We start from the raw sequence: 14262 nt of genomic DNA, 5'->3' as shown, positions 1-14262 counted from the left end.
ACTGAAGGAGATAGAGGTGGCACGGAGTAATTCATTAATACTGCGATGTCACACGTTAGAGGCCTGCAGGCGCGCATAAAAAAACCCCGAACCAGTCGGGGTTTTTTATCGCCTGGCATCAGGCGCGACGTGCGATCAATTAGAAAACGTTGATCGGGTAGTCGGCGAACAGACGGATTTCGTTACCGCCTACGTTGTAGTTGCTGGCGTTGCTGGAGACGCGCAACCAGGACGCACGAGCGCGCAGGCTCAGGTCTTTGGCCGGGCCGCTCTGAACGACGTATTTGAACTGGTTGAAGATTTCACGCTCGGTGCCACTGCCGCGGTTGGAACCGTCGTCAATGTTGGTGCCGCGCACGTAAGCGATGTTGTAGGTCAGGCCAGGTACGCCGAAGGCACTGAAGTCCAGGCCGTAACCTGCTTGCCAGGAGCGCTCGTCCTTACCGTTGAAGTCGGACCAGTAGGAGTTGGCCAGCAGGATGGTGTTGCCGCCGTCGCCAATGCCGCCAGCGTTGCGGTAGCCGCCGTACAGGTAGCCGGTGTCGCCGGTGCTGCGCTGGTGAGCGACGGTGAAGCTGTGCGGGCCAACAGCCCAGGTAGCACCCAGGCTCCAGATTTTGTTGTCGCGAGCGTCCGCGTCACCTTGGTTTTCCAGGGCGAAGCTGCGGTCCAGCTTGGTTTTGTAGCCGTTGAAGTCAAAGGTCAACGATTGCTTCTCTGGCAGGGCCAGCACGTAGTTAACGTTGACGTATTGCTTCTTCAGCACGTCTTGCATGTCGGACGCATACAGCGCGGCGGACAGGCTTTCGGTGAATTTGTAGCTACCACCGATGTAGTCGATGCTTTTCAGGCGGCCGCTGTCGCCGCCTTCGGCGCTCTTGCGAGCTTCCTTGGTGAAGTGACCCGCGTCCAGTTGCAGACCGGCAATTTCTTTGGACACGATCGAGGTGCCCTCGAAGGTTTCCGACAGCAAGCGCGAGTTGTCGTATTCCAGGACCGGAACAGCTGGCATCTGCTGACCGTATTTGATCACGGTGTTGGAGATGCGCGCCTTGACGGCTGCGCCGCCCTTGGCCAGGTCGTTGGCGGCTTCGCCGCTGTCACCTTGCTTGAAGAAGTCGATACCGCCCGCGCCGCTGCGGCCTTTGCCACCGTCCAGGCGCAGCGCGTATTGGCCGATCACGTCCACACCCACACCGACAGTGCCTTGGGTGAAGCCGGACTCGAACTTGCCGATGAAGCCCTGGCCCCATTCGGCTTTGTCTTGCTTGCCGTTTTTGTAGTCACGGCTGATGTAAGCATTGCGTACTGCGATGTTCAGGTGGCTGTCGTCTACAAAACCCTTGGATTGCTCCTGGTCGTTAGCCATTGCCTGAGATGCGCTCAAAATCCCCAGAGCGATCAGACCCATCCGTTGCTTCAACATTTCTTATATTCCTTATTACTGGTTGAGTACGCGCTGAGACACCAGGCTCCGTGTTGCTTTTCTGGTGTCGACTTTCTCCAGAAAAAAGAAGGCCCGCGGACGACTGAACTGCCGCGGGCCTTTTTTTATTGGATGAGTTATGGCGGTTAGCCACAGGCGTTGGGCGCAATCGTATGCGCGCGTTGAACTATGTGTCAATTTCGTGAATCGTCTGTATTTAGGCGAAAAAAGTCTAAGCGGCGCATTCCAGAGCCTTCACCCAAGCCCGAAAAACCATCCAATTCGTCAACAAAACATATCATGTAACACTTTTAGCAGCCTGAATCTTTGGGAATACATAACGCGCGCAAATGCAAAGCATTACCATTTGCGCACATTTTTCTCCCGCCCTTTTTGGATGCATTTCTCCATGCCTGCCTCTCGCCTGACGCCCATCACCCTTGGGCTCTCTGTCCTGCTGTCTGCCGGTTTTGCCTGTGCTGCCACCGTCTTGCCCGAAACTTCGGTCAGCGCCGAAGCTGACGAAGACGACCCACGCGTCAAGGAAACCAACACCGCTACCCGCACCGCCACCTCGGTGCGCTACGTGCCCCAGGCAATCGATTCGGTCAAAACCGAAAGCCTGCGCGCCTACGGCACCAACGACCTGGGCCAGGCATTGAGCGGCATTCCCAACGTGAGCAGCGGTGCCGACACACGGTTCGACAGCCTGCGTATCCGCGGTTTCGACGCGAGCAATGACTTCTACCTGGACGGCATACGCGACGACAGCCAGTACGTGCGCGACCTGCATAACATCGAGCGCATCGAAGTGCTCAAAGGCCCGGCAGCCGTGCTTTATGGGCGAGGCGGCCAGGGCGGGATCGTCAACCGCGTGAGCAAACTGCCCCAAGCCGGGCAGAAGTCCAGCATCGAAGCTCAAGGCGGCAGCCATGATTTGCGCAGCCTGTACGCCGACCTCAGCACCGACCCTAGCGACGACATCAGCCTGCGCCTGAACATGGGCAACCAGGACAACAACAGCTTCCGCGACGGCGTGAGTGGCAACCGCCAGCTGTTTGCGCCGTCCATGAGCTGGCAACTGACGCCTGACTTGAATTGGTTGGTGCAATACGAATACAGCCGCTACAACCGTACGCCGGATCGCGGCATTCCAGGGGTTGGCGGTCGCCCGGCGCAGGTGAGCCGCAGCACCACTTACTTTGACAGCCGCGACTACATCGACGACAAATCCCAGTCCCTGCGCTCCAAGCTGGCCTACGAACTCAACAGCAACTGGCAACTGCGCCATACCCTCGGCGTGTTCAAGCTCGACAGCGATTTCGACAACACCTACCAGACCGGCTATGACGCCAAGACCAACAAAGTCACGCGCCAGCGCTGGCAGCAGGACCTGACCACCCGCAACGTTTTCAATAACCTTGAGCTGGAAGGCGGTTTCGACACCTTCGGCCTGGAACATCGCCTGCTCACCGGCCTTGAACTGGGCAGCCAGCGCCGCGACCCGAAGTTGTACAGCGCCACTGCCGTCAACCGCGGCGGCCAGGCCGTACCCAGCCTGGACCTCAACCAGCCCGACCGCCACCTCAGCCACACCGGGCGGATGAGTCTTTCAAGTAACAACCACACCGAAGTCGAAAGTCGCGCGCTCTACGTGCAGGATCAACTGCGCCTCAACGATCAATGGCAAGTGCTGGCCGGCCTGCGTTACGACTACTTCGAAGTGGACACTACCAATAAGCTGCTCAACATCCGGCAAGACGTCGAGAGCCACAGCACCAGCCCGCGAATCGGTCTGGTGTGGACGCCACTGGAACATCACTCGTTCTACGCCTCGTGGAGCAAGACCTTCTCGCCGGCGGGTGGCGGCTTGATCGGCATCACCCCGAATGCCGCAGGCAGCGTCAACGACCTGAGCCCCGAGCTGACCAAGCAAAAGGAAATCGGCGTAAAAAGCGACTGGCTCGACGACCGCCTGAGCACCACTCTGGCCCTGTACGAACTGGAGCTCTACAACCGCCGTACCAGCGACCCGCTGGACCGCACTATCACCCTGCTCTCCGGCGAGCAACGTTCACGCGGCGTGGAGTTGACGGCCACCGGCAAGGTCGTCGGCAATTGGTATGTGCGCGGTGGCGTGGGCTTGCAGGACGCCAAGGTCGAGAAAGACAACAACGGCTTTGAAGGCAAGCGCATCAGCGATGTGGCCAAGCGCAATGCCAGCCTGTTTATCACTTGGAAACCGGAAATGGGCTGGTACGCAGAAACCGGTCTGACCCTGGTAGGCGACCGTTATGCCGACAACCTCAACACCGTGGTGCTACCCGGCTATGGCCGGTGGGACGCGTTGGCCGGGTTCCGTCAGAAGGAATGGGATGTGCGGGCGGCGCTGAACAACATTGCCGACAAAAACTACTACGCCTCGGCCACCAGTGCGGCGCAGATTCAACCGGGCGAGCCGCGTAGCCTGGTAGTAACAGGCACCTATAACTTCTAAGGTTCATGCGGTCATTGTGGGAGCTGGCTTGCCTGCGAAAGCGGGTTCTCTGCTGGAAAATAATGCACTGAAAGACTGCAATCGCAGGCAAGCCAGCTCCCACAATTGATCTCTGTTTTCTTCAGTTTTGCATCAGCTCGCATAACGCGCGCACTTCATCCTCACTGAACAACCCCACCGGGTAACGTTCACTCATCACGCTGCGCAAGTCAGGTTGCCTCACCTGTCGCGAGCCGTTTGCCTTCAACCAGAGCGCCAACGCATGGATCGCCTTACCGTCGACCCGCGTGGGGTGGAACGGGCGCGTGTAGATCAGGTTCATATCGGCATTCATTTCAGCGCTCTCTCCTACTGCGTGAGCGGCTAACTTACTCAAGGTTTATGACAGAACTGTGCAGTCATCACCTTGGTTCACTGTGGCAACACCGATACAAGAGCTATGCCAATGTCCCGTGTTTATAGGCATTCGGAAACAAAAAAGCCCGCGACCTAACGGGGCCGCGGGCTTGCTGTGAGCGCTTTAAACAGGTAGCGCCGTGTTATCACTCAGACACTGTTACAACTGCACTCAGTTTTTGTGCGGCGCTGGCTGTTGTTGGGTCAGGCAATGAATATTTCCGCCGCCCAGTAACAGTTCGCGGCCCGGCACCATCACCACTTCGTGCTGCGGGAACAGGTTTTGCAGAATGTCCTTGGCCTGGCTGTCCAGCGGGTCGTCGAAGCTCGGCGCGATGATGCCGCCGTTGACGATCAGGAAGTTCACGTAGGAACCTGCCAACCGCACGGTCGGATTTCGTTCCTGGCTGCCGTCCACCGGGTCCACACCCGCGCATTCTTCCTCGGTGGCATACAGCGGCCCCGGAATCGGCATTTTATGCACTGTGAACGCGCGGCCCTGGGCGTCGGTGCTGCTTTGCAGCACGTCCATCGCTGCGTGGCAGCGCGCGTAGTTCGGGTCTTGCGGGTCATCGGTCCAGGCCAGCAGCACTTCGCCCGGGCGCACGTAGCAGCAGAAGTTATCCACATGGCCGTCGGTTTCGTCGTTGAACAGGCCGTCCGGCAACCAGATGATCTTATCCACAGCCAGGTTGTCGCTGAGCACCGCTTCGATCGCCGCACGATCCAGGTGTGGGTTGCGATTGCGGTTCAGCAGGCATTCTTCGGTGGTGATCAGCGTGCCTTCACCGTCGACATGGATCGAACCACCTTCCAGCACGAAACCTTCGGTGCGGTAACGCGGCGCGCGCTCGATCTCGAGGATCTTGCCGCCCACCTGCGCATCGCGATTCCACGGCGCATACAGGCCGCCGTCGAAGCCGCCCCAGGCATTGAAATCCCAGTTCACACCGCGCACTTCGCCGCTGTGGTTGATGACGAACGTAGGGCCGGTGTCGCGTACCCACGCATCGTCGTTGGACATTTCCACCACGCGGATATTGGGCACATCCAAACGCGCGCGAGCGTTTTCATACTGGTCGGCAGAAACGGCGACCGTCACCGGCTCAAAGCGCGCGATAGCCTTGGCCACCGCCACATGAGCTGCCTGCGCCGGCTTGCCACCCAGGCGCCAGTTGTCCGGACGCTGCGGCCAAATCATCCAGGCTTGGGTTTGCGGCGCCCATTCGGCGGGCATGTAGAAGCCATCGGCGCGAGGTGTGCTGTGCAGGGTGGTCATGGCGATCAGGACTCCGAATGGGGTGAAGGCCGACTTTATAACGGATAAAAATCGGCTTTAGAAGCAACAAAAAATCATAGACGACAAACATTACAATAATTAGCCGATAACAATCGATTAATTACAATTGCTCGTCCAGCGCCTTCGACAGCATGTCGACAAAGAAGTCCACGCTGCGTTTAGAAGTCACCATCGGCGGCTTGATCTTCAGAATGTTGAGATAATCGCCCGTCGGCTGCATGAAAATACCCAACACGCGCAGACGCTCACACAACAACGCGGTTTCTTCTGTGGCGGGTTCCAGGGTGTGCCGATCACGCACCAACTCCAGGCCCAGGTAAAAGCCGGAGCCGTGAACGGCCCCCACCAAAGGATGACGATCAATCAAGGCTTGCAGGCGCGCCTTGAAATGCCCGCCTACCACTTGGGCGTTTTCCCACAGTTTTTCCTCCTCCATCACGTCCAACACGGCCATGCCGATCCGGCAACTGACCGGGCTGCCGCCCGACGATGAGAAGAAATACCCTTCTGCCTCCAGCGCCTCGGCGATGTCCCGCCGGGTAATCACCGCGCCCAGCGGCTGGCCGTTCCCCATGCCCTTGGCCATGGTGATGATATCCGGCACCACGCCTTGCTCTTCAAAGCCCCAGAAGAAATGCCCCATGCGGCCGTAGCCCACCTGCACTTCATCGGCGATGCACACGCCGCCTTGGGCACGCACCAACGCGTACACCTGCTGCAGATAGCCCGGCGGCAACGAGATGCCACCGGCGTTGCCATACACCGGCTCGCAGATAAAGCCTGCCAATTGGCGTTTGCTCGCGGCGATTTTCGCCAAGTTGTGTTCCACACTTCTTACGTAATCCGGCGCACTGTCCTGCCCACGGAACTCGCCTCGATAGGTATTGGGCGCGGTCACCGGGTGCACCCAGTCAGGACGGCTACTGAGTGCCTGAGGGTTATCGGCAATCGACGTGGACACCGCGTCCGCCGCCACCGACCAACCGTGGTAGGCCTCCAGCACGCTGAGCATGTCGCGCCCGCCGCTGTAGGCCCAGGCCAGGCGTATCGCCAGGTCATTGGCCTCGGTGCCGCTGTTGACCAGAAACACCCGGTCCATGCCCTCCGGCGCCAACGCCAGCAACCGTTCGGAAAACTCGGCAATCGCCGCATAGTGGAAACGCGAGTTGGTGTTGAGCAATGACCATTGCCGCGCCGCCTCCGCCGCCATGCGCGGGTGGCCATGGCCCAACACCGCGACGTTGTTGAGCATGTCCAGGTAAGAGCGGCCCTGCATGTCGATCAGATGGTTGCGCCAGCCACGTTCGATGCGCGGCGGGTCAACGTAATAGTGCTTCTGCGAGCGGGCGAAACTGGCGTCACGTCGAGCCAGCAAGGCCTCGGCGTCCAACTCGGGTTCAGCATCACAGGCCAGCCCCAGCAGCGTGGCCGGCGACGGGCAGATTGCCTGCCAAGCCAGGGCTCGGGACGGCGTGCAGAACAACGGCGGCTCAAGGTCGGCGCGGCATAACTGCACGGTGAGCGGCGCGTGGACCTCGCCGAGGATTTGCCCTTTTACCACTGCCGAACCCGGTTTCAAGGCCGTCTCCACACCCCCTAAGCGCAAGCTCAACGGAGCGCTATGCAAACACAGCACACCGTCATCGCCCTGGCGCAACGTCCCACCAAAGGGCGCTTCCAACACGCAACCATGGGGAAGGTGCAGCTCTACGTGAAGGGGGAAAGTGTCCGGTTCGACGGCACTGTCGGCACGGGTACGTGACAGCCGATATTGCCCGTACCGACTGGCGGCCAACCCGTGCACCGCCGCCGCTTCATCCAACAGCCGTCGGTCGACGCCGGGCAATTCCCAATTGCCGGCCTCGAAATGCGGGCTGAGCACGCCCAGGTCGATCAGCGCGAACTCACGCCCCACGAGGCCCGGCAATAACGGTGCGAAGTCCTGACTGGCCAACGGCGTCAACGCCTCACCGACGCAACGCAGAATGGCGGCTTCCATCAACTCAAACGGCACCGACGTCGCCACATGGAAGATTTCCCACTCGTGTTCGGCGTTTTTCAATAAGTACGTGTTGCCCGGGTCCAGACGCTGCTGTTGTTCGCTGCTGAGCACCAGCACCGCCGCGCGGGCGACAATCAACGGCCACAACGCCTGCAATTCCTCACGCTGCAACGGCGTCACCGCGTGATAAGCCTGGATCGCCGGCAGGATGGCAAAAGGATCGCCTTCGGCATGGTGCAGCAGGGCCGCGCAGGTCACGGACAGGTCGGCTATGCGCCAGGTGTGCACCAGATCGCCGAAATCAATGACCCCCTGGACCTGCCACTGCCGCTGGGCATCGCGCTGCCAGACGACATTGTCATCGGTGATGTCCATGTGCACCGCTTGCCATGGCAAATGATCCACCAAGGGCAGCATGCGGTGTTCTACCTCCACGGCCACCTGTTCCAACGTCATGCGGTGGGGCAGGTTTTCCAGTGTGGCCAGCAGGTGGGCGATCAGCCCCCGTGCGTGGCGTGGGTCCCATTGCAGGGTGCGATCAAGGCCCGGATGTGTGAACGGGGCCAGCGCCAGGCTCATCCGCCCGCACAGGGCGCCGAAGCCTGCGATCACCTCGCGCCCCAGATGAGGCAGATGGGTCAAGGGTTGGCCGTCGATGTAATCCAACAGCCGCACGTGCAGGGTTTGCCCCGCTATCGCCAGGGTGAGCAACTCATCACCGGTGAGCGCCTTGATAACGTTGGGCACCTGCACGTACGCATTGGCCTGCAGCTCATTGAGCGCCGCGTGCTGTGCCTGCAACTCAACCGCAGCGTAATCGCCCCGGCAGATCTTGAGCACAAATCGGCCGCGATCACTGTCGACCCTGTAGTTGAGGTCTTGCTGGCTGCCCAGTGCGTGCAACGTGCCGGTCAGGCCGTAATGGTGCTCGAGCAACTGTGCTGCTTGATCAGGACCCACTTGCGGGCAGGGCAAATTGGCGCGATGGATCAACGTGGCGAGCAACATGTGACGACCTCGGTTTTTTTGAGCGTCTATATCGCCATTAACCCGGTCAGTATGGCAACCCCCAGCACACACCACGCTTGCACCGCCCGGCCTCACAACTCAAGCTATGCTCTCGCTTAATGACCGTCTAAGGAAAAGGCTCTCTGACATGCGCATTCTCATCACCGGCGGTGCCGGGTTTATCGGTTCTGCACTGATTCGCCACCTGATTCAACACACCGAGCACGAAGTGCTCAACCTGGACAAACTCACCTATGCCGGCAACCTGGAGTCGCTGACCAGCATCGCGTCCAACAGCCGCTATGAGTTCGTGCAAGCCGATATCATCGACCAGGCCACCGTCAGCGCCGTGCTGGCACGCTTTGAGCCCCAGGCGATCATGCACCTGGCAGCCGAGTCGCACGTCGACCGTTCCATTGACGGCCCGTCGGACTTTATCCAGACCAACATCGTCGGCACCTACAGCCTGCTGGAAGCCACGCGCGCCTATTGGCAAACGCTGGCCGAACCGGCCAAGAGCGCGTTCCGCTTTCACCACATTTCCACCGACGAAGTGTATGGCGACCTCCACGGTGTGGACGACCTGTTCACCGAAACCACTCCTTACGCGCCAAGCTCGCCGTATTCGGCCAGCAAAGCGGCCTCCGACCACCTGGTCCGCGCCTGGCAGCGCACCTATGGCCTGCCGGTGCTGCTGACCAACTGCTCGAACAACTACGGGCCGTTCCACTTCCCCGAGAAGTTGATCCCGCTGGTCATCCTCAATGCCCTCGCAGGCAAGCCACTGCCGGTCTATGGCGACGGTTTGCAGGTGCGCGACTGGCTGTTCGTCGAAGATCACGCGCGTGCACTGCTCAAAGTCGTGACCGAGGGTGAAGTCGGCGAAACCTACAACATCGGCGGTCACAACGAGCAGAAGAACATCGACGTGGTACGCGGCATCTGTGGCCTGCTGGAAGAACTGGCGCCACACCGCCCCGCCGGCGTAGAAAAATTCACCGACCTGATCACCTTCGTCAAGGACCGTCCTGGCCACGACCAGCGCTACGCGATCGATGCGAGCAAGATCGAAGCCGACTTGGGCTGGGTCCCTGAAGAAACCTTTGAAACCGGCCTGCGCAAGACCGTGCAGTGGTATCTCGATAACCTCGACTGGTGCCGCAGGGTCCAGGACGGTAGTTATCAAGGTGAGCGACTCGGCAATACCGACGAAAAAGATCTGATCGCATAAGGATCTGATCACACGACCTGTTCACCTCGGCGAGGCAAACCCAATGAATGTAATCGCGACTGAGCTGCCCGATGTGTTGATCCTCGAACCGAAGGTGTTTGGCGATGAGCGCGGCTTTTTTTATGAGAGCTTCAACGCCAAGGCTTTTGCTCAAGCCACAGGCCTGCAGTTGGAGTTTGTGCAGGACAACCACTCCCGTTCGCAAAAGGGCGTGCTGCGCGGCTTGCACTATCAGATCGAAAATACGCAGGGGAAACTGGTACGTGTGACTGCCGGTGAGGTCCTGGATGTGGCGGTGGATATCCGCCGCAGTTCGCCTGATTTCGGTAAATGGACCAGCGTACGCTTGTCCGCCGAAAACGACCGGCAGTTGTGGATTCCACCCGGGTTTGCCCACGGTTTTGTAGTGCTCAGCGACCACGCCGAGTTCCTCTACAAAACCACGGATTACTACACGCCCTCTGCAGAGCGTTGTATTCGCTGGGACGACCCGCAGCTCAATATCGACTGGCTGCTGGACGGGGCTCCGACCTTGTCCGCCAAGGATCAAAACGGCAAGTTCCTGGCAGAGGCCGACGTGTTTCCTTGACCGGCGAGTGTCTTGCACGACAGCCCTAGGCATAATGCGCCTGTACCCACAGGCGCATGACTCCCATGACACCACCCCTTCCGCGAAGACCCCGCTGGCGCAGCCTCGCGTTGTTGGCGTTGTGCCTGGCGCCGCTGCTGTGGCCGCTGGAACATCTGGCCGAGCGTTATTACCGCAGTGAACTGGCCGGGCAAAACCGCCAGACCCTCGATCTATACGTCGCCAACCTGCTCGGCACCCTGCACCGCTATGAGGTGCTGCCGCAAATCCTCGGCGACCTGCCCGCCCTGCGTACCGTGCTGGATGCGCCCCACGTCAGCACCAACCTGACCAACGCCAACCGGCTGCTCAAGGACGTCGCCGCCCAGGCCGGTGTGGAAGTGATGTACCTGATGGACACCACCGGCAAAACCCTCGCCGCCTCCAACTGGGATAAACAGGACAGCTTTGTCGGCCGCAACTTCTCGTTTCGTCCCTATTTCAGCGAAGCCATGGCCGGGCACCTGGGGCGGTTTTTCGGCCTGGGCACCACCTCGGCCAAGCGCGGCTACTTCTTCGCTGCCGCCGTTCACGATGGCGATAAAATCATCGGCGTGCTGGTGGTCAAGGTTGACCTGGACCACACCGAAAGCCTGTGGGGCAACACGCCAGAACAACTGCTGGTGACCGACCACAACGGCGTGGTGATCCTCACTTCGCGCCCGCAATGGCGATTCCGCGCCACCCGTCCGCTGACCGCCGAGGAACGCCAGGCGATCATCGCGATCCAGCCCTACCCGACGCGCGACCCGCAGCCGCTGGCGCTGAGTCCCACAGCGTGGCTGCGCCAATCCACGGCCATCGCCGAAACCGGATGGACCGTGGAAATTCTCGCGCCGCGCTCATTGATCAATCGCCCGGTGCGTACCGTGGTGGCCGTCGGAGGCGCCGCGTTACTGGTGCTAATGCTGTTGCTGGGCTTGATGATGCAGCGCCGTCGGCATTACCTGGAGCGCATCGCGTTCGAAGCCAAGGCCCGACGCGAGTTGGAAGCCCGTGTGGTGGAGCGCACCAGCGACCTGGAAGGCCTGAACCGGCGCCTCAAACAGGAAGTGCTCGAGCGTGAGCACGCCCAGCAGGAACTGGTTCGCGCCCAGGATGACCTGGTGCAGGCCGGTAAACTGTCGGCGCTGGGGACCATGTCGGCGAGTATCAGCCACGAACTCAATCAGCCCCTCGCGGCGATTCGCAGCTACGCGGAAAACGCCGAGATCCTGCTCGACCATGAACGCACCAACGACGCACGGGGCAACCTCAAACTGATCAGCGAACTGACGGGGCGCATGGCCTCGATCATCGCCCACCTGCGCGCATTCGCCCGACGCGACCGCCACGCCCCGGAAAGCGTGGCCTTGCAACCGGCACTGGATGACGCGCTGGCGTTACTGGCCAAGCGGCGGCGGTCGATGGAGGTCGAGCTGATCCGTGACTTGCCGGAAGCCACCCTATGGGTGCAAGCCGGGGAAACGCGTCTGCGTCAGGTACTCGGCAACCTGCTGGCCAACGCCCTTGACGCCCTGACCGAAAAAGGCCCGCCGCGCAAACTCTGGTTGAGTGCCCAAACCACCGAACAGGGCGTCAACCTGTACATTCGCGACAATGGCCCGGGCTTTTGCATGGAAGCCCTGGGCCGGGCCAGTGAACCGTTCTACACCACCAAGACCCGCACCCAGGGCCTGGGGTTGGGCCTGGCGATCTGTGACACCTTGATGCGTGCCTTTGGCGGTGAACTGCTGTTCGCCAACCACAAGGAAGGCGGCGCACTGTTAACCTTGAAATTGCGTGCCGGCTCGCCGGGCGTCAGTCTGCAACCGTCCGAGGACCGCAGTGTATGAGTATCGATAACCAGATTCAGGTGGTGCTGATCGACGACGATCCCCACCTGCGTCAGGCCCTGTGCCAGACCCTGGACCTGGCCGGTCTGAAGGTCCTGACCCTGGGCGAAGCCACCGGCCTCACCGCGCGCCTGTCCCGCGACTGGCCGGGCGTGGTGGTCAGCGATATCCGCATGCCCGGCATGGACGGCCTGGAGCTGCTCGCCGAACTGCATGGCCAGGACCCTGAACTGCCGGTATTGTTGATTACCGGCCACGGTGATGTGCCGTTGGCGGTGCAAGCCATGCGCGCCGGCGCGTATGACTTTCTCGAAAAACCGTTCGCCAGCGACGCCCTGCTCGACAGCGTCCGCCGCGCCCTGGCCCTGCGCCGTCTGGTGCTGGACAACCGCAGCCTGCGCCTGGCCCTCAGTGATCGCCAGCAACTGAGTACGCGCCTGGTCGGGCACTCACCGCAGATGCTGCGTCTGCGCGAGCAGATCGGCGCCCTCGCAGCGACCCGTGCCGACGTGCTTATCCTCGGCGAAACCGGGGCCGGCAAAGAAGTAGTGGCCCGCGCGCTGCACGACCTGTCGAGCCGGCGTAGCGGACCGTTTGTGGCGATCAACGCCGGGGCCCTGGCCGAGTCAGTGGTCGAAAGCGAGCTGTTCGGCCATGAGCCCGGCGCTTTTACGGGCGCGCAGAAACGCCGTATCGGCAAGTTCGAATTCGCCAACGGCGGCACACTGTTCCTCGATGAAATCGAAAGCATGAGCCTGGATGTACAGGTCAAACTGCTGCGCCTGTTGCAGGAGCGCGTGGTTGAGCGCCTGGGTGGCAATCAGCTGATCCCGCTGGATATCCGCATTATCGCGGCCACCAAGGAAGACCTGCGCCAGGCCGCCGACCAGGGCCGCTTCCGGGCCGACTTGTATTACCGCCTCAACGTCGCGCCGCTGCGCATTCCGCCGCTGCGCGAGCGCGGTGAAGATGCACTGATGTTGTTCCAGCACTTTGCCGACGAAGCCAGCAGCCGCCACGGCCTGCCGCTGCACGAGCTGCAACCGGGCCAACGGGCGCTGCTGTTGCGTCATAGCTGGCCGGGCAATGTGCGCGAACTGCAAAATGCGGCGGAGCGCTTCGCCTTGGGGCTGGAGTTGGCACTCGATGCCACGGCGGACAATCCCGCCACCGGCGTCCTGACGTCCACACCCGGCGGCTTGAGCGAACAGGTCGAACAGTTCGAAAAAAGCCTGATCGCCGCCGAACTGACCCGCCCCCACAGTTCGGTCCGCAGCCTCGCCGAAGCCCTCGGCGTGCCGCGCAAGACCCTGCACGACAAACTGCGCAAACACGGCCTGAACTTCGCCGACAGCGCCAGCCACAACGCTGACGACGAATAAACCTGCCCACTCGCCAAGAGGCCATCATGAGCCGCGACAGCCGTTACCTGGAATCCATCCTTCATCACGACATCCCCCTCACCCGGGAGATGGGCCTCAAGGTGCTCGATTGGCAACACGACCAACTGCAGCTGCACCTGCCCTTGCAGGCCAATATCAACCACAAGAGCACGATGTTCGGCGGCAGCCTCTATTGCGGCGCCGTGCTGGCGGGTTGGGGCTGGCTGCACTTGAAACTGCGCGAAGAAGGCATTGAAGACGGGCATATCGTGATTCAGGAAGGGCAGATCAGTTACCCGCTGCCGGTCACGCGGGATGCAACGGTGGTGTGCCCGGCACCGGAAGAAACGGTGTGGAAGCGGTTTTTGGCGACGTACAAGCGCTATGGCCGGGCGCGGTTGACGCTGGAGACGTGGATCGTCAACGAAGGCAGTGCAGAACAGGCCGTGTCCTTCACCGGCCAATACGTCCTGCACCGCTAGAAGCCACAACACAAAACAACTGTGGGAGCTGGCTTGCCTGCGATAGCGGTAGATCAGTCACTGAAGCGGTGACTG

Annotated in this window: 10 protein-coding genes; 6 read left to right on the top strand and 4 right to left on the bottom strand. The window is 60.9% G+C overall.

Annotation, left to right across the window (positions count from 1 at the left end; translation table 11 throughout):
• Positions 1-139: 139 nt before the first annotated feature.
• Positions 140-1426: an OprD family porin gene (locus A7J50_RS01435; protein WP_064450223.1), complete on the bottom strand. Its 1287-nt coding sequence runs from the start codon at positions 1424-1426 to the stop codon at positions 140-142.
• A gap of 409 nt (positions 1427-1835) precedes the next feature.
• Here A7J50_RS01435 and A7J50_RS01430 point away from each other — a divergent pair, with 409 nt between their 5' ends.
• Complete coding sequence (locus A7J50_RS01430; RefSeq protein WP_064450222.1) at positions 1836-3923, top strand: TonB-dependent receptor; 2088 nt, start codon at positions 1836-1838, stop codon at positions 3921-3923.
• Positions 3924-4044: 121 nt separating this feature from the next.
• Here the strand turns inward: A7J50_RS01430 and A7J50_RS01425 are convergent, their stop codons facing one another.
• The 3 genes from A7J50_RS01425 to A7J50_RS01415 form a co-directional block, all read right to left on the bottom strand.
• Positions 4045-4257, bottom strand: coding sequence for a hypothetical protein (locus A7J50_RS01425; RefSeq protein ID WP_064450221.1), 213 nt, complete (start codon positions 4255-4257; stop codon positions 4045-4047).
• 234 nt (positions 4258-4491) lie between these two features.
• The gene (aguA, locus tag A7J50_RS01420; protein WP_064450220.1) at positions 4492-5598 is read right to left on the bottom strand and encodes an agmatine deiminase; all 1107 of its coding nucleotides are present in this window, start codon (positions 5596-5598) and stop codon (positions 4492-4494) included.
• A gap of 121 nt (positions 5599-5719) precedes the next feature.
• Positions 5720-8629, bottom strand: coding sequence for an aminotransferase (locus tag A7J50_RS01415; protein WP_064450219.1), 2910 nt, complete (start codon positions 8627-8629; stop codon positions 5720-5722).
• Positions 8630-8777: 148 nt separating this feature from the next.
• Here A7J50_RS01415 and rfbB point away from each other — a divergent pair, with 148 nt between their 5' ends.
• The 5 genes from rfbB to A7J50_RS01390 all read left to right on the top strand — a co-directional run bounded on the left by rfbB (position 8778) and on the right by A7J50_RS01390 (position 14187).
• Complete coding sequence (rfbB, locus tag A7J50_RS01410) at positions 8778-9860, top strand: dTDP-glucose 4,6-dehydratase (protein WP_064450218.1); 1083 nt, start codon at positions 8778-8780, stop codon at positions 9858-9860.
• 43 nt (positions 9861-9903) lie between these two features.
• Positions 9904-10449 carry a dTDP-4-dehydrorhamnose 3,5-epimerase gene (rfbC, locus tag A7J50_RS01405; protein ID WP_064450217.1) on the top strand — a complete coding sequence of 182 codons (546 nt, stop codon included), beginning with the start codon at positions 9904-9906 and terminating at the stop codon, positions 10447-10449.
• A gap of 65 nt (positions 10450-10514) precedes the next feature.
• Positions 10515-12323: a sensor histidine kinase gene (locus tag A7J50_RS01400; RefSeq protein WP_064450216.1), complete on the top strand. Its 1809-nt coding sequence runs from the start codon at positions 10515-10517 to the stop codon at positions 12321-12323.
• The gene (locus A7J50_RS01395; protein WP_064450215.1) at positions 12320-13705 is read left to right on the top strand and encodes a sigma-54-dependent transcriptional regulator; all 1386 of its coding nucleotides are present in this window, start codon (positions 12320-12322) and stop codon (positions 13703-13705) included. Before A7J50_RS01400 ends, A7J50_RS01395 begins: the two co-directional genes overlap by 4 nt.
• A gap of 26 nt (positions 13706-13731) precedes the next feature.
• Positions 13732-14187, top strand: a complete 456-nt coding sequence (locus A7J50_RS01390) for a thioesterase domain-containing protein (RefSeq protein WP_064450214.1) — start codon at positions 13732-13734, stop codon at positions 14185-14187.
• Positions 14188-14262: the final 75 nt, after the last annotated feature.

Source organism: Pseudomonas antarctica, from assembly GCF_001647715.1.
Classification (GTDB): domain Bacteria; phylum Pseudomonadota; class Gammaproteobacteria; order Pseudomonadales; family Pseudomonadaceae; genus Aquipseudomonas; species Aquipseudomonas antarctica_A.
This window is presented reverse-complemented; position numbering and strand designations above follow the sequence as displayed.